Raw genomic sequence first — 17,685 nt, forward strand, 5'->3', positions numbered from 1 at the left:
CTGATTGTTTTTGTCTTTCGTTGTAAAGATTTGTAAGATATCCTGCCGCATCTGTCACTAAAAATCAAATGTATACGACAGAATATCCCCCGCGATCCTTATCACGCTTCAATTCAGGAAGAGATTCCCGATATCGGGCAAGTCGGGTTTATTGTCAACAGAGTCGATGGTGGATATCGGGTATCCACGGTTTGGTTGTCGGCCTTCTGGGAGGTCTGTGAATAGATACGGGAATATTACACTTTTTTGATGGATGCGATGCTGGTTTCAACGTTCCGGAAATAACCGGTCATCATCAGTGTTATCCTTAAAAAAGGAGGTCTTGTCCTTCAGGTTTGGAGACGTGCTCTTAATCTCCGGCATCCCGGTTATGCTTTACTGCCGGATACAATCTGGTTAGCCACCGGTCCCGTGTATACTCCGGAACCAAGCCACCAGTCATCATCAATCTTAGCCCCGTATCCCATTTTTGATTCAAGCGTGTTGTTGTGGAGGGGATTGATGTAGATGAACCGGTAATAGCCGCTGCCATTCCGGATCACTGCAGCCATTTCCGTGACAAATATACCGTTGGTGCCCGTACGGAGTTTTCCTACCGCCTCCGGGTTGACCGGGTGGGCGAGGGTGGTCCCGTTGAAGGCGTAGGCATAGATGTAGAGTTCGCCCCGGATGAATGAACCGTTCGGGTTGTTGAACTCGGCAAGGGCTTTTTCCCTGCCATGGGTCTTTGTATAGGCAACCGCACTGTCAACAAACGCAACAAGCGTTTCATTGGACGTGTAAATCTCCTTTTGCGGGGAATCCGGGTTATTCGTTCCCGACGGATTGATACCGGACAGGTCATGAGTACAGCCGGCAGTAACAAGAAAAATAACGAGAACCAGCAGCACAATGACTGAAACTGAGAAATTTTTCATTGGAAATTATCTGGTTTTGTGACCCATAAAACCAACCGGTTTTCCCATCCGGGAAATTCTTGATGTAGCCGGAACACTGATGTACAATCGAAGGGGAACTGGCAGAGAATGAACAGGCATATCTTACTGTATAGGACTACTGAAATAAATCATTTAAAAAAGCGGGATACAAAACTCGGGGCAGCCATTGACCGGATCGGGTTGATCGAACGTGGCGTCACGCCCGATCCGTTTACCGCTCTCGTCTCCAGTATCGTTACCCAGCAGATATCGGCAAAAGCAGCAGAAACCGTCTGGAACCGGATGCAGGAGCGTCTCGGCACGATCAGCCCGGCAACTATCGCATCCGCAACTCCGGAAGAAATCCGACAATGCGGCATGTCGTTGCGGAAAGCCGGGTATATTCATGGCACCGGTACGGCCGTGGTGCAGGGCGACCTGGATTTTTCCCGGTTCCCGGATTTTTCCGACAGAGAGATCATTGCCCGGCTGACGTCCCTGAAGGGTGTAGGAAGGTGGACTGCCGAGATGTTCCTTATCTTCTCGCTGGAACGACCGGATGTCGTAAGCTGGAGCGATCTTGCCATCCGGAGGGGCATGATGAACCTGTATGGTCTTGAAACACTTTCACGGGATCAGTTCGATCAGTACCGGAAACGCTATTCCCCGTACGGCTCCGTTGCCCTGTATCTTTGGGCTATCTCGCATGAATGAGGGTCGGGAGAGATGCGGATAAAACCCCGGCAAATACCGATATCGCAGGGAGGACCTGTGTGCGTTCAATCTCCGGAAGTGGTACAATATCATTGTACAGGGATCCTGCGGGGTACGGAGATTCTGACGAGCGTTCCGGGCGGTGATTCGCGGCCCGAAGTCGGAGATAATGCAATCATCTACGGGACACCGGATAAAAATACTACGGGTGGAGAGCTGTTTGAAGGGGCAGACCTGCCCGTTTTTGTGAATATCCAAAAAGAATTTTGGTTCAGACCAGCGGGTCCGGCTGGTTGTCGCTAAGTGACGGGAGTTTTGTCGGTTTGACGAGGACAGGCTCATCACTCATACGAATTTTCTCAATGATGAGCTCTTTTCCGGCCTTTGTGATGGCAAAGATCGGTATAGCAATACCTGCCTGCATCAGCGCTCTCCGGCCGGCAATCTCGCGGATGGTTTTCGAAGCACAGCTGGTGACAAGATCGGACGCGGAGACCAGCATCTCTGCCTCCTCTGCGGAAAGACCCGTGACGTGAACCCCAAAGATCAGGGTTGCCGGGTGAATCCGGCGGAGTGTTGCTGCATTCTCCGGCAGGGCAACGGTGACAGCTATCTTCCGGAACCCTTTTTCAACCGCAAGGGCGACACCGGCTACCTGATCGAGGGTTGCGTTCTCCCGGTCCAGGACAAAGCCGCCGTTTGCTTCGATCCGGTCCATGACGGACGGGTACGGTGACGTTGAGACAAGGCCGGACATCCGGCCGCCAATTCCCTGGACAAGTGCCGGCTTTGTGACAACAATTGTACCTGCCCCGTCACAGGCCAGGACCACAGCATCGATAAGACCTGCGTGAAGTGCGAAACTTAAGATCTCGGAGGCCCCGAATCCCACGAACTCCCGGTTGTCCAGGACTTCCCGATCGGGAGTGCACATGCCGAATGCCTTGATCCTGTGTTCGATATTGGCTTTTACAGACTCTTTTTTGATATCCGGTATTGGGAATGCAAACCGCTTTGCAAGCGGGCAGTCACGAATCTGCGATTCGCCCACTTCAACAACAGCCCCGTTGCGGATGATGATCCTGCATCGTCCGATTGCTTCGATGATGTGCTCGTCTTTTCTCTGATTTACGGTCATGAAGTGATCCCTCGTAATTCCGGAACTATTGCAGGTTTGGGAGTATGATGTTATTGGTCGGGCGGGCTGCAAACAAATGCCACCCGCCCATTCGAGATGTCGGAAGCCGGCCCGGTGGTGATCAGTTCAACCTGAGCCGCTGCCCGTTGACCATCGGGTGGACCGTGCTGTTCGTCGTATACCCGAGTTCACCGGCAAAATCCGCATACAGGGACGTCATCTTCAGATCTGCATGGGCGGGGATGATGTGCTGCGGCTGCAACAGGTTGATGAACTCGTAGTGGTCTTCCCGGTACGCGTGGCCGCTCACGTGCAGGTCCTCAAAAATGCGGGCACCTGCTTTCCGCAGGTGCTGCTCGATGACAAACCGCTGGCCGAAATTCATCGGGTTGGGGATGACGTTTGCCGAGAAGAGGATCTTGTCCCCCTTGTTGATCTGGTAGGGGGCATCGCCCATGGCGATCCTTGTCAGGATAGATCCCGGCTCGCCCTGGTGGCCGGTGATGATGGGCAGGAATTTCTCTTTTCCCTCCTTTGTCATGCGGCGCATCACCCGTTCAACAGTTCTCCGGTCCCCAAAGACGCTCGATGTCGGGGGAAACGAGACAAATTTCATCTGTTCGGCGGTCGTGGAATACTTCTCCATCGAACGCCCGAGAAAGACCGGTTTCCTGCCGATCTCATGGGCGCATTCTGCTATGGTTTTCACCCGGGCCAGGTGTGAAGAGAACGTTGTTGCAACGATCGCATTCTTATCGTCCTCCAAAGCAGTGATGACGCCCCGCACGAGATCGCGGGCAATCCGCTCACTCGGGCAGTGTCCCGGGCGGTGGATATACGTGCTCTCCACGATTAAGGCAAAGACACCTTCCTTCCCCAGCTGCCGGAAGCGGGCAAAGTCCGGAGGAGCGCCGATAACGGGGGTCCGGTCCAGCTTGAAGTCGCAGGCATAGATGATCGCACCGTGCGGTGTGTGAAGAACCGGGGTTACGGTATCGATGATCGAGTGCTGGGTATGGACGAACTCCAGGACAAGGTTTTGGGAAAGCGTGTACCGCTCACCGGCTTTGAGGGCAAAGAGCCGGTTGCCCACACCGAATTTCTTCTCCCCGGAGATCTGCTGGCGGATCAGCTCCGTTGCATAGGGGGTGGCGATGATCGGCGCATTGTAACGGTGAGCAAGTTTCGGGATGGCCCCAATGTGATCGAGGTGGCCGTGTGAGCAGACGATAGCCTTGACCGTTCCTTCCACGGATTTCAGTACGGTGTCGTCGGGAATTGCCTTGATCTTGATCAGGTCAAGGGAATGCATGTTCTCAACTTCGGCATCCTCATGGATCATCAGCTGATCCAGGCGGAGCCCCATATCGAAGATGACAATCTCTTTTCCGCAGCGGACCGCGGTCATGTTCCGTCCTACTTCATCATATCCGCCGACAGCAATAATTTCTATTTCCATTGTTGAATAACTCCCTGATAGTGTGTTCATATGAATTTTTAGATTTCTTTGTGCATGGCGCTATTGTCATGTGGCATTGAATTGATCCTGTCTATCCTTCTGCCGGTCCCTGTAAAATACCGGGCTGACCGCCTGCCTGTAATATCCAGTACCGATTCCGCTGGATAGAACATTGTATCCGATTCTTCAAGGACCGGACCGGTTGCATGCCACAACCCCTCATTTACCATGCGTCTGTCTTTTCATCCGGATCGCCACTCGTGGATCCTGCAGGCATAGCCTGTTTTTGCTGCTCCTGCAGGATCTCACCGGCTGGTGGCCGGGTCGGGTTACGGGATTTCCTGAATGGTTATTCACCACGCACACGTGGATCATCGGTATCCGTCCGGGACAACCCATTTTCCCGCCAAAGTCATAAATGAAATATATCCGTTACCGGCAGAATTCGCCCGGCTGGAGCGGAGAGGATGCTGTAACAATCGGTGTTGTGATATCGTATATCCACGCGATCCTCGTTTACCGGCTATGTTCTTTCTTATTCGACGGGATGCCATATAATACCGTCAGATATTTCCAATGGATCTTTATCCCCCCGTAAAAACCTGTTCAAGGTACCTCAAAACACATATGTCCGACAAGGACGATATTTCTGTATGGACAAGGGATCGCGCCTCTGGGAGATCGATTGCGCCCGGGGGATCGCGATCATCATGATGGTCGTCTTCCATACCGTCTTCGATCTCAGTTTTTTTGGGATTGCCCCGGTTGAGGTTGGGAGCGGGTTCTGGCGCGGTTTTGCCTTTGCAACGGCCACGCTCTTCCTGCTGGTCGTGGGGGTGTCGCTCGTTGTCTCCCATGCCAAGGCCGTGCAAAAACTCTCCGGTGCCGCACTTATAAAAAAATTCGTGTTCCGCGGGGCCGGCATCTTTGCACTCGGCCTCCTTGTCACGCTTGCCACGTACCTGTACCTGCACGAAGGGTTCGTGGTCTTCGGCATCCTGCACCTGATAGGCGTTGCCGTGATGTTCTCGCCGTTCCTCTTCCGGTTTGGGAAGAAGAATATCCTCATCGGGAGCGTTATCGTTCTTGCCGGCTTGTGTCTTCACGGCATTTCCGGCCCGGCGTATCTCATCCCGTTAGGGATATATCCGGTAACGTTTTATAGCGTTGACTACACTCCGCTCCTGCCGTGGCTTGGTGTGGTGCTGATCGGCCTGGGAATCGGGGAATTCCTGTATCGTGACGGGATCAGGCAGTTTCCTGTCCGGAACCTGCCGGATCTGATGGTGACCCCGCTCTCGTTTCTTGGACGACACTCGCTCATCATCTACCTTGTGCACCAGCCAGTAATCATTCTCCTGCTGACGACAATCGCGGGAATCCCGCTCTTTTAATACCTGCACTCCCGCGTCACCTTTTCACCATCCCCGCCTTCGCTGTATGCCGGAAAGACTGCATACATACATCTATGAGCCCACGAACCAATTGTCCCCCATCACAACCGTGTGATAAAACCCTGCGCACCTGTAATAGTACTGCCGGAAACCCCGTATATACTGAATAACGGGGTAAAACTGATCCGGAGCCGTTCCTTTTCCCGTGCTTTTTGGATCCTCTGCAGTTAGTTTCGTGCGCCAGACACCGTATTACCGATACCTCGGGAAAACGGCAGGGCAACAGGAACCGGGAAGGCTTTTTTGCAATCAGGGAAGCAGACAGGAAAATCAAACACCATGAGGAAGTATATGTCACAACAACTTGGCGGCCAGCAGATCATCATTCTCAGACAGGGAACAACGCGAAACCGCGGGCAGGAAGCCCAGAACAGCAACATTGCCGCAGCAAAGGCAGTAGCAAACGCGATCCGGTCAACGCTCGGACCCAAGGGAATGGACAAGATGCTCATCGATGGCATGGGGGAGATCACCATAACCAACGATGGTGCAACCATCCTGAAGGAGATGGACATCGAGCACCCGGCCGCAAAGATGATGGTCGAGATTGCCAAAACCCAGGATAAGGAAGTTGGCGACGGGACAACCTCCGCAGTCATCCTTGCCGGGGAACTTTTGAAAAATGCCGAACACCTTCTCGACCAGAAGATTCACCCGACCGTTATCGCGGAAGGATACCAGCAGGCTGCGGCAAAATCGCTTGAGATCCTTAATAGAATTGCCGTTACCGTGAAGCCGGGCGACCGCGCCATGCTCAGGAGCGTTGCCGAAACGGCTATCAGCGGTAAAGGGGCGGGGGACTACAAGAACCTCCTCTGCGATCTCGTTGTCAGGGCAGTAACGGGTGTTACCGATGCTGACGGGACAGTCGATATCAGTCATGTCAACGTGTTAAAGAAAGTCGGGGGTGCAATCGAGGATACCTCACTTGTCGAGGGAATGGTTATCGACAAGGAACGGGCGCACCCGGGAATGCCAAAGATCGTAAAGAACGCAAAGATCCTTCTCCTCAACGCAGCGCTCGAATACAAGAAGACCGAGGTCTCGGCCAAGATCAATATCTCCCGGCCGGAGCAGGTCAAGGCATTCCTTGACGAGGACGAGCAGATGATCCGCGCCATGGCGGAGAAGGTTATCCGGACCGGTGCAACGGTTGTCTTCTGCCAGAAAGGCATCGACGATGTTGCCCAGTCCTGCCTTGCAAACGCCGGTGTCATGGCGGTTCGGCGGCTCAAGAAGAGCGACATGGACAATATCGCCCGGGCAACCGGTGCTACGGTCGCAGGCAGCCTTGACGAGATATCCAAAGCCGATCTCGGGTTTGCCGGTCTTGTTGAAGAGAAGAAACTCTCAGGCTAGGAGATGATCTCGGTCTCGCACTGCAAAAACCCGAGAGCGGTCGCCCTGATCATCCGGGGCGCATCGGAGCACATTATTGACGAACTCGAACGGGCCATCCACGATGCCCTGATGGTTGTCAGCGTTGTCGTGCGGGATCACACGATCGTTGCCGGCGGAGGAGCACCGGAGATCGAACTCTCACTCCAGCTGCACAGCTACGCCTCCACGGTCGGAGGCCGGATCCAGATCGCGATCGAAGCCTTTGCAAAAGCGCTTGAGATTGTCCCAAGGGCGATTGCCGAGAATGCCGGTCTCGATCCCATTGATATGATAGTGGCACTCCGGGCTGCGCACGAATCCGGGAAGAGGACATTCGGCCTCGATGTCATTGAGGGTAAACCGGTCGACATGCTCAAAGCAGGTGTTGTTGAACCGCTCCGGGTGAAGACGCAGGCACTGTCCAGCGCAGTTGAGGCAGCTGTCATGATCCTGCGGATTGACGATGTTATCGCCTCTGCACGATCTGCCGGCCCGCAGGGGGGTATGCCCCCGGGAATGGGTTAGAGATGCAAGGCCTCATCGCGGACATCCCAACGGTTCAGGTTTTCCTATGAGTGTGACCGTGAAGTTCCTGCATACCACCGGGGCTTTCCATTCCGGGGAGTTTGTCTCCCTTGATCTGGACAAGATCACCCAGTTCAAAATTACCCGCCAGCGCAATACCTGTGAACTTCTTGCTCATACCCCGGAAAATCCCCAGCCAAACCAGCCGTATTCGATTGCCCGGAGGGACCGGGAGAATCTGCTGCAGGTGATCCTGCAGGATCTCCAGCAGCTCAGGCAGGAGAGAACAGAGATCGTTTACGAGATAACCGATACCGGGGCCAGCCGGATAAAAAACGGATAGCCGTTTTTGGATCCGGTTCATTCATTTTCCTGAAGTTTTCCAAGAGCAGGTATCTATTTCATCATAGGTATTTCCCTCACCGGGACGGCAAGCCAGGACAAGGTGCCCGGTTCAACCCGCAGGAAGGGAAGTCGAATGCAGCAAACAGGGTGAATCGGTATGAATACCCGCGGCATGAAAATTTCATGCAACTTCAGAAACAGCGTGAGGAATACAGACTCTGGGAAAATCCCGTCTATCTTGGTATTATAAATAAATTTTTTGCCAAAAGGGATCTCCTGCACGGGAGCCCAGCAATCCGGTGTCACCGGTATACTATTCCCGCACTCGTATTGCCGTCGGGTTCTCTTTGAGATATCTTATGATGCGAAATTGTGCCCCTGAAATGTATTACGGGTACACAAAACCCTGAGCTCTGCTGACATTTGTTACCGAACGATAAAGGGAATCCGGAACACCTTGGCTACAGATAGACATATGAGGTCATGCAGCATGTGTTGACCGTCACAAGGTATGCTGGAGACCGGTGTTACCAGATGGGTCACGTCTCGCAGCCCCTACCAACAAACCGTGATGTGGGGGAATTGGAATCCCAGATTACGAGTGCACACTCCCCGGAGCAGAATACCGGGAATACGAACGGCAATGCCGGAATATCAGAACCGAAAATACCATTAGTGAGGTTTAACTATGTCACAACAACTTGGCGGACAACAGATTGTCATTCTCAGGCAGGGAACAACCCAGACTCGCGGCAAGGAAGTCCAGCAATCGAATATCATGGCTGCAAAGGTGATTGCCAGTGCGGTCAGGTCTACGCTGGGTCCCCGTGGCATGGACAAGATGCTCGTGAACCCGGCCGGGGGTGACGTTGTCATCACCAATGACGGGGCAACTATCCTTGGGGAGATTGCCGTGAAGCACCCAGGTGCAAAGATGGTGATCGAAGTCGCACTCACGCAGGACAAGGAAGTCGGCGACGGCACAACCTCCGCCATCATCCTGGTTGGAGCCCTCATGGAACACGCCGGATCAATGCTCGAGCAGGGAATTCACCCGACAATTATAGCAGAGGGGTACCGCATGGGCATGATGAAGGCATTGGAGATCTCGGACGGTCTCGCGCTCAAGGTCGACTCCTCGGACCGGAAGATTCTCATCAGGATTGCCAACACCGCCATCTCCGGGAAGTCCATTGAGCAGGTAAAAGAGAAGCTTGACAGCATTATTGTCGATGCGGTCATGGCAGTGGCCGAAAAGACGGATGGCAAAGTCCTGGTTGACAAAGACGATGTGATGATCAAGAAGCAGAAGGGACCGTCCATGGATGACGCAGAACTGATCCATGGCGTTGTCATCGACAAGACCCGGATCCATGTGGGTATGCCAAAGAAGATCACGAAGGCAAAAGTTGCCTTGATCGCAACCCCGCTGGAAGTTACAAAGACCCAGATTAAAGCGAAGATCAGGATCTCCACAACAGACCAGATCAATGCCTTCAGCACGCAGGAGCATGAGGCATTAAAGAAACTCGCCGATACGATCATAGCGAGTGGCGCAAATGTTCTTCTCTGCCAGAAAGGAATTTCTGATATCACCCAGTTCCATCTCGCCAAGGCGGGCATACTGGCAATCGAAGATGTGTCCGAGAGTGATATGAAGTATGCAGGCCGGGCGCTTGGCGCAACCATTGTCAATAAGATCGAGTCCCTTGGCGCAAAAGATCTCGGGGCAGCAGACCTTGTTGAAGAGGATACCGAAGGCAAGGTGACCCGTATTTCCGGGTGCAGGAACCCGAAGACCACGACCATCCTGCTCCGCGGGACAAGCGACATTCTGCTCGACGAGCTCGAGCGGGCCGTTGTCGATGGCACCCGCGTCGTGATGGATGCCATGGAAGACGGCACCTATGTGGTCGGTGGCGGAGCAGTCGAGATCGAAATTCTCATGAAAATCCGCGAGTACGCCCAGACAATTGGCGGGCGAGTCCAGATGGCGATCGAGGCGTATGGAGCCGCATACGAGTCCATCCCGAGGGCACTTGCAGAGAACTCCGGTTTCGACCCGATCGATACGCTGGTCGAGCTCAAGAATATCCACGCCATGGGCAGGAAGAATGCCGGCCTGAATGTCTACACGGGCAAAGTCATTGACATGCTCGCTGAGGGGGTTATTGAACCCCTCAGGTCCAAGCGCCAGTCCATCCAGAGCGCTTCAGAGACCGCTGTCATGCTCATCCGCGTGGATGACATGATGATCTCGCAGTCCCAGAACTGATTCCTCGATCTGGCTGAAACCGGGCATGGGACACACCGGTCCCCTTTTTTTTCAGAAATGATTGAGCCAGTTCACGGAACTCCATGGAGTCCACAAAAATATGACAACGCGGTGAAACGCGGATGACGGGACATAGGCGGGGTTTTGGTATCACATCCGCATGGTTATCATCCGGTGCTGCCAATCCTTGCAGGAAGACCGGCATGGGTTCCCGTATGATAACAAAAATGCAGCACCAACGAAGGATCAGCGGGAGCGGTACATGACACGTAGGGTTAGCGGGGGGTGCACCGTGTGCGGTTCCTCATGCAAAACCGTTCATGCAGCCTGCGATCAGCCAGTGAGACACACCGTACCTGACACCACCGGCAACGGCGCACTATGACGACCTTTTTACCCGGGAATCGCATATGATACCTTCAGTCATTTCCGTTCGTTCTCCCTTAAGACAGCTTCCCCTTCGGAATTTTACCTCATACGGGCCAGAAAAGCCAGATTATACCTATGCACACTACCGCAATACCGATAAGGAACTACCACGTCTTCCAGACCGGGTGGGTTTCACGAATATCATAGGTGCCCAAAAGTTCATCCTCGTGTCTTCCCATGAACCATTCCCATACCGCAAATGTCATGGGGTCATCAGAGCAAACCCTTTCTCGAATCGATGAGTTCTATCGTATAGTGGTGAGGGTAATTACTCTTCTTGAACGGGGCGGTTCCCATGATGTAAAAACCGAACCGGGTCTCCCGGACCGGTTGCTGTAGAGAAAATTCAGCATGGCACTGATAGACGGGGAGGATTTCCGGGAAAGGTTATGAAAACGAGCAATCTCGCTCGCTGTCACGCAGGCCCGGGAGAGATGATTCCCAAGCAGATAACTGCAGATAAGATGAGCGCAATCATATCTCCTGCAGGAATCAACACCCCGATGTCCCATTTCTGTTCCCGTGTTCCTTTTATTATACCTGATTGCTGCTTCTGCTGATAGCGTTATGTATAGTTCTCAATTTTTACAATGCGAAAAAAATCCTTCCTGGATGGCGCAGCCTGTCCGACATCCACAAGGAGGTCATGCTCGTTGAGGGGACTGCCGATATCCGGACTCCCGATCAGATCCAGGTTAAGATAGCCGGGCAGATCAACGGCTCGTGGGTACTGCGGTTCAAAGGTGTTCCGCATTTTGGATCACGGTATGCCCCGGGTGAGTACGGGAAGAACACCCAGGACTTCCTCGGGATGAACGAGCCCCCCCTGAAACAATAATTTTTTTTTATCACGGGGTTTCCCCGGTCATATCCGAGCCGGGAGAATTCCGAATAATAAGGTACTATTCAGTCCAGTTGCTGTTCTCCGAGTAAAACGTGAATTATGGAACCTGCGAACCATAAGGCCGCATATAACCTGGTACAAACGGATGGATATACATCACGGCTGTTATGACCCGGAAACCATCTCCCACCTCTTTTTTATCCTTACCGCCAATATTCCTGCATGGAACGTTCCCGTCATGGAGAAGAATCAGGGAATCTCAATCTCCTGATCATCTCCATCTCTCTTGCTGTCTTTATGTCCTCACTGGACGGCACTATCGTGAATATCGCACTGCCGACCATCTCGACAGATTTCAATCTCTCATCAAGCACCGTGAGTTGGGTTGCGACCATCTACCTCCTGGTGCTGGCCGGCTGTGTCCTCATATTTGGCAAACTGGCCGATCGTATAGGGTTCAAGAAGATCTTCCTTTTAGGATTTATCATCTTCACGCTCGGATCGTTCTCATGTGCCGTTCTGCCGGATCTCCTGAATTCATTCTACGTGCTTGTCGGCTCGCGTGTCTTCCAGGCAATCGGCGGTGCCATGATAACAGCGATTGCACCGGCCATGATCACCGCGTTCATCCCCATGTCGCAGAAAGGAAAAGCCATGGGTGTCGTCATGACTGCAGCTGCTCTCGGGACCGCAATCGGGCCTACCATAGGCGGGGTGCTCACCCAGTACCTATCCTGGCACTGGATCTTCTTCATCAATGTACCAGTGGGCATCATTGCTCTCCTCCTGGGTGCAAAAGTCATTCCAAAGAACAGTCCTGTTGGCAAATCGGCGGGTTTCGACAAAGCCGGCGCGATGCTGATCTTTGTCGGGCTTGCGGCCCTGCTCTTTGCGGTATCCGAAGGTATCTCGCTTGGCTGGACTTCCCCGGTCATCCTTGGATCCCTCGCGCTTGCCATCATCACGCTCGGGTACTTTGTCCTGCACGAACTCCGGGTGACCGATCCACTCCTTGAGCTCCGCCTCTTCAGGAACAAAAATTTCCTCATGACCAACCTCATCATGGCCCTGGTCTTCTTCAGCTTTGCCGGCATCAACTACCTGCTCCCGTTCTATCTCCAGTACGTGAAAGGGTACGGCGTCTCGGATTCCGGCCTCATCCTCACCTCTCTTTCGGTTGCCATGATGGTTGCCGGCATTATTTCCGGCATGCTCTACAACCGGGTTGGCGGCAGGAAACTCTGTATTGTCGCGGGTATCCTGCTCGTCATCGGGTACTTCTTGATGACACTCCTCCGGATAAACACTCCGACCAGCTTTGTAACCCTCACCCTGCTCATCCTGGGATTCAGCCTGGGACTGATGATCACGCCGGCCTCGAACATGATCATGAATTCCGTAGGGAAGCAGTACCAGGGCATGGTCTCCAGCCTTACGAGCCTGGAGCGGTTCGCTCCCTTAACCCTTGGCATTGCCTTTGCAAACCTGGTCTTCATGCAGGGTATCGCAACAATTGCCGGCCACCGCGGGATCACCGAAACAGCACCGGCAAAAATCCAGATGGAACTGATGACGGCAGGGTTCGATCTGGCCTTCTTTGCTTCGCTCGTTGTTGCGGTCATCATTCTCATCCTCGCCATCTTTGCAAAGCAGGAAGTGCACCCTGACTACCTGTCGGGCGAGGATGAGGATACAAAAACCATAATTCTCTGAAAACTCTTTTTTATCCCCCGGGAAAAATGGGGATCTTCCGGATACCTGGTACGAAACGTTATACTCTTGTACTATCCATTCTCAAAAACGCGTTGATGCGTAAAAACGGTACCAACGAGAACCGGGTTTGCCCGTAAGATCTTATATCCTTACTACGGACCAGGTTTATGTCGGAGGATCGAGAGGATGCAATCGTATGCCCACAAATAAGCGGATATGCAATATTCTGGTAATCTGCCTAATCCTCATCGGATGTGCGGTATTTGCCGGATGTACCCAGAAGGAACCGGATACTGCGGTCGTGAAAACGGACGCCGGGTATGTTTCAGGAATAAACCAGGATGGCCTCCGGGTGTATCATGGCATCCCGTTCGCCGCTCCTCCGACCGGCGACCTGCGCTGGAGACCTCCCGCGCCGGTACAACCATGGGATGGTGTCAGGGTGACAAAGGAGTATTCAGCAACCTGTCCCCAGCCGGGATCTACGGCTCCTCTGAACATGAGCGAGGACTGTCTGTATCTCAATGTCTGGACCCCCGCGAAGAATACTGATGAGAAACTCCCGGTCATGGTCTTTTTCTATGGCGGGGGATTTGGCGATGTGGCGGGCTCCATACTGCTGTATAACGGGACAACCCTTGCAAAGAACGGAGTCATTGTAGTCACGCCAGACTATAGGGTCGGCGCTCTCGGGTTCCTTGCCCATCCCCAGCTCTCGAACGAATCTGTGCATAACAGTTCGGGCAACTACGGGATTCTCGACCAGCAGGCTGCCCTGCGCTGGGTTCAGCGAAACATCGGGGCGTTTGGTGGCGACCCGTCGCAGGTCACTATCTTCGGGCAGTCGGCCGGGGCGGAGAGCACCCTGATCCATGTTGCCAGCCCCGAAAGCAAAGGGCTCTACCGGCAGGCCATTGTTGAAAGCGGTCCCTTCTGGGCGCACGGGGCGATCATCAATGCCACGCACTCAAAATCAGAGGCCGAGCAGTTCGGGGTGGATTACGCGTCAAGCCTCGGATATTCAGGGCCGGATACAATTGCCCGGATGCGGGAGGTCAGTCCCGAAACCCTGATCAATGCAACCCCCTGGCCGGCATCCTCGTTCTGGAACACTCATACCATCCAGTTCGAGCCAACGATTGACGGGTGGATCCTTCCCGACACCCTCGATAACATGTACCTGCAGCACCGCGAGAATCCGGTCCCCCTCATGATCGGAAACAATGCCAATGACGGGACAACGCTTTCCGCAAATGCCAACATGACCGTTCCGGAGTATACTGCGTTCCTGAAGAGCCGGTTCGGAAAGGATGCCGGTGTGGTCCTCGCAAAGTATCCTGCAAATTCTACCGCCGAGGTTCAGCTCAGGTTGGCGCAGATCATGACGGATTATGACTTTTCCGATTCGGTGAAATTTGCAGCAGGTTCTATGGGGGACATACGCCCCGATACCTACATGTACCGGTACTCATACATCCTTCCCGGGCAGCCCAACGGGGCGTTCCATGGTAGCGAAGCTCTCTTACTGTTCGGGGTCCCAAAAATACAACCGGATCCGGCGGTTGCTGCGAATGTCGTGGATCTCTGGACACGCTTTGCCAAAACGGGGAACCCGAATGGCGGGATGAATGTGACCTGGCCGAACTACACACGGAAACAAGGCCGGTATCTCGAGATCAACGTCACCCCTTCGGTCATTGGTCCTTCCGGCCCGTTGACCTCATCCGGATCGAAAACCTGGAAGTTCGTGGTATTCGGGGATTCACCTGACCCTGACAAGAATACGACCGTGGGTGTCAGTCCCGAGCTTGGTACGATCTCGACTGCGATTGCCGCTGAGAATCCGGATCTCGCCATCTATGTCGGAGACCTGATCAACGGCTGGATGTTACCCAATACATCCTCTGTGCGGGGTAACTACCCGGCCCAGTTCGCCAACTGGACAAAAGGGGTATCGCCGATTCACAACTACCCGGCGGGAACCGGTATCCCGATTTATACCGTCAGAGGAAATCACGAAGCCGCACTGGATACTACCGCAGCCAACCTCACCGGCACGTATATTGCAACCGTTGCTTCCACAATGCCGGTAAACGGACCGCCCGGGGAAGAGAAACTGACGTACTCGTTCACCCACAAGGGTGCAAAATTCATTGCAACCGACGATTACATTGCGCATAACGGGATCAAAGAGACCGTGAACCAGACATGGGTCAATGCGCAGCTCACGCAGGAGACAAAACCCTTCATGTTTGTCTTCGGGCATTCCCCGGTCTACTTCGTGGAACACGATGAAGACGATTATCTCTTCAGTCTCGGGGTCCATCCCGTCGAGGCCGGCCTCTTCTGGCAGAGCATGGTGGACAATAATGTTTCCGCGTATTTTTCCGGGCATACCCATATGTATGTCAGGGGCGCATCGCAGGGATTGCAGCAGATCATCAGCGGGAACGGCGGGGCAGAGATGGGGGCGTTCAATACTTCGCTCGTTGATCCGGTCCTTACGCTGGAATACCCAACAAAAAATATTGCCCAAGATGATCAGCAGGTCGGTTACCTTGTCGTCACGGTTCACGAAGACCTTGGAACCTACGACGGGGTCCAGAAACTGTACAATGCAACGACCCGGTCCTGGGAGACCGGGGATAGATTCACGATACGGGCCCGGTGAGACGCAGGATATCCCGGCCGGGGGAGGTACCAGCCCCCGGCTGCAGGAGACCGGTCCGCCACCGGTTCCGGTATCAATCCTCTCCATTCGCTGTCCCAGGATCCTGACCGTGATGAGCGGCAACCCTAACGTACTTTTTTCAACCGTCTGAAAAATCCAGAATGACCGGAAGATCATATTCTGGTATCTCTTGGCACTCTTTTTAAAAAGGAGGGAATAATCAGATCAGTTCTCTTCGTTATGGGGTTACATTCCGGGTGAGAGTAACTCCCGCCGGAAGCCTGGCCGGACCAGGTCCCAGATATGGTATTTTCGGAACCGGTTCTATGGTGACTGCCCAGCTCCCGGGATTATTCCGGCCGAGCACGTTCAGGAAATAGATGCCGCTTTCGGGAATGGTAATGAACGTGAACGGGTGGGGTGAGAGAGCGCCAAAATCCGGCTGGATATACGTGTTGTTGGCATCCATAAGGGGTGTGCCGTTGCCAAACCCGAGGAAGTAGTAGGGGGAGGCGAGGCCGGTTTCGTTGCGTTCAAAGAAATATTCCCCGCGTTCAAGGTAGAAGACCGGTGTTACCTGGGTTCCCGAACCCGAAAGGTTCACCGGTGTTTTTAAGGGATTTGTTGTGACCAGAGGAGCAATGTCTGCAGTCCACCGGCCGCTGCCGGATACGTTGAGCTGGTAGGTATCTTTCTGGGGTGCCTGAAATGCTACCGATCCTGCGAACGGGCCGGTTGTGTAGAACACGGTAGCTGCCACGTATCCACCTGACAGGTTAGCAAAGTCCAGTTCCATCTTGTCTGCATCCTCAGTCCGGACCGATACAACAATCACACAGGGATCGAGTGAGAGGGTAGTATTCGGGTGGCTGTCGGAGAGGGTAGCGGGAAGGTTTGCCGGTGCGGGTGTCACGGTGGCCGGAGTTGTTGTTGCAGGGGACTGGCTTGTGCAGCCGCAGGCAAGAACCCCGATAACAAGAAGGATAGCTATACCGATGAGGAATCTCATACGATACAAAAAAATGTTCCGGATCGCAAAAAAGGTGTTGTATTTTCACCCTGTTATCCACCGGCCTTCGGGAACTAATCCTGAAGACTCCACCTTTATCTCACATCCCTTACCATCATTGGGTTGTATGATGCATTCTCTCGCAGACAAAGCAAAGGGATTTCTCTTAAATCCTGTTGAGACGTTCCAGAAGTCGAAGACCGATGAAACGGGTGCTGTGTTCACCTACTTTGCGGTACTTCTTCTCTTCAATGCCGTCCTGTCGGCACTGGTTGTTGCGCTCGGGTTTGGCGGCATGGAGAAGATCTCCGGCATGAGTTTCGGGCTTGCTTTCCCGGTCATGGTCTTTTTCATGGTGTTTATAGGCGGGTTCATCTGCACACTCATCTTTGCTGCCTGGCTCCACCTCTGGGTATACCTTTTCGGAGGGCGCAAGGGGATCATGCAGACCATAAAAGCGATCCTGTACGGGAACACGCCCCGTCTCCTTTTCGGGTGGATCCCCTTTGTCGGCATCTTCTTTGCCCTCTGGTCGCTCGTGCTTAGCATCCTGGGCATCCGCGAGTACCAGGAGCTCAGTACCGGTAAACTGATCCTGGTTGTTGTCATTGCCGTCGTCATCCCGGTTGTTGTCCTCATCCTGGTTGCCGCGTACTTCATTACTTCCTTTATGACCACCACGGCACTCCCGTTCCCCTCAGGAAACCCCATCCCACCCCTAAACTCCTGATAAGCCGGGATCAGGAACTCATTTTTCGGGATTGCCGTAAGTTGCATATCCTTGCCACCGGTTACATGACCGGGTGTGTTCA

Annotated in this window: 12 protein-coding genes and 1 pseudogene; 9 read left to right on the top strand and 4 right to left on the bottom strand. The window is 53.6% G+C overall.

All coding sequences use genetic code 11. The features are described from left to right. Positions 1–368 precede the first annotated feature (368 nt). The gene (locus WC598_RS00405; RefSeq protein ID WP_372959484.1) at positions 369–917 is read right to left on the bottom strand and encodes a cache domain-containing protein; all 549 of its coding nucleotides are present in this window, start codon (positions 915–917) and stop codon (positions 369–371) included. A 108-nt stretch (positions 918–1,025) separates the two neighbouring features. Between WC598_RS00405 and WC598_RS00410 the strand changes: the two genes are divergently transcribed. Then, positions 1,026–1,631, top strand: coding sequence for a DNA-3-methyladenine glycosylase (locus tag WC598_RS00410; RefSeq protein WP_372959485.1), 606 nt, complete (start codon positions 1,026–1,028; stop codon positions 1,629–1,631). A gap of 271 nt (positions 1,632–1,902) precedes the next feature. Here WC598_RS00410 and WC598_RS00415 read toward each other — a convergent pair whose 3' ends face one another. Together WC598_RS00415 and WC598_RS00420 are read right to left on the bottom strand one after the other, a co-directional pair. After that, positions 1,903–2,769: a methanogenesis marker 8 protein gene (locus tag WC598_RS00415; RefSeq protein ID WP_372959486.1), complete on the bottom strand. Its 867-nt coding sequence runs from the start codon at positions 2,767–2,769 to the stop codon at positions 1,903–1,905. Between the two features lie 121 nt (positions 2,770–2,890). Further along, on the bottom strand, positions 2,891–4,228 hold the full coding sequence (locus WC598_RS00420; RefSeq protein WP_372959487.1) for an RNase J family beta-CASP ribonuclease: 1,338 nt from the start codon (positions 4,226–4,228) through the stop codon (positions 2,891–2,893). A gap of 653 nt (positions 4,229–4,881) precedes the next feature. Here WC598_RS00420 and WC598_RS00425 point away from each other — a divergent pair. The 7 genes and pseudogenes from WC598_RS00425 (at position 4,882) to WC598_RS00455 (ending at position 15,864) form a co-directional block, all read left to right on the top strand. Next, entirely contained in the window at positions 4,882–5,622 is a 741-nt protein-coding gene (locus WC598_RS00425) for a heparan-alpha-glucosaminide N-acetyltransferase (protein ID WP_372959488.1), read from the top strand. A gap of 351 nt (positions 5,623–5,973) precedes the next feature. Next, a pseudogene (gene thsA / locus WC598_RS00430) lies at positions 5,974–7,587 on the top strand (thermosome subunit alpha). Positions 7,588–7,633: 46 nt separating this feature from the next. Next, positions 7,634–7,930, top strand: a complete 297-nt coding sequence (locus WC598_RS00435; RefSeq protein WP_372959489.1) for a hypothetical protein — start codon at positions 7,634–7,636, stop codon at positions 7,928–7,930. Positions 7,931–8,620: 690 nt separating this feature from the next. Then, the gene (thsA, locus tag WC598_RS00440; protein ID WP_372959490.1) at positions 8,621–10,207 is read left to right on the top strand and encodes a thermosome subunit alpha; all 1,587 of its coding nucleotides are present in this window, start codon (positions 8,621–8,623) and stop codon (positions 10,205–10,207) included. Positions 10,208–11,282: 1,075 nt separating this feature from the next. Next, positions 11,283–11,474 carry a hypothetical protein gene (locus WC598_RS00445; protein WP_372959491.1) on the top strand — a complete coding sequence of 64 codons (192 nt, stop codon included), beginning with the start codon at positions 11,283–11,285 and terminating at the stop codon, positions 11,472–11,474. Positions 11,475–11,702: 228 nt separating this feature from the next. Continuing rightward, entirely contained in the window at positions 11,703–13,193 is a 1,491-nt protein-coding gene (locus tag WC598_RS00450; RefSeq protein WP_372959492.1) for a DHA2 family efflux MFS transporter permease subunit, read from the top strand. 196 nt (positions 13,194–13,389) lie between these two features. Then, positions 13,390–15,864: a carboxylesterase family protein gene (locus WC598_RS00455; protein WP_372959493.1), complete on the top strand. Its 2,475-nt coding sequence runs from the start codon at positions 13,390–13,392 to the stop codon at positions 15,862–15,864. A gap of 238 nt (positions 15,865–16,102) precedes the next feature. On the opposite strand, the gene WC598_RS00460 is transcribed toward WC598_RS00455, so the two are convergent. Continuing rightward, on the bottom strand, positions 16,103–16,873 hold the full coding sequence (locus WC598_RS00460) for a hypothetical protein (RefSeq protein ID WP_372959494.1): 771 nt from the start codon (positions 16,871–16,873) through the stop codon (positions 16,103–16,105). A 127-nt stretch (positions 16,874–17,000) separates the two neighbouring features. Here WC598_RS00460 and WC598_RS00465 point away from each other — a divergent pair, with 127 nt between their 5' ends. Beyond that, on the top strand, positions 17,001–17,603 hold the full coding sequence (locus WC598_RS00465; protein WP_372959495.1) for a YIP1 family protein: 603 nt from the start codon (positions 17,001–17,003) through the stop codon (positions 17,601–17,603). Positions 17,604–17,685: the final 82 nt, after the last annotated feature.

The sequence above is a fragment of the Methanoregula sp. genome (assembly GCF_041645475.1).
GTDB lineage: Archaea > Halobacteriota > Methanomicrobia > Methanomicrobiales > Methanospirillaceae > Methanoregula.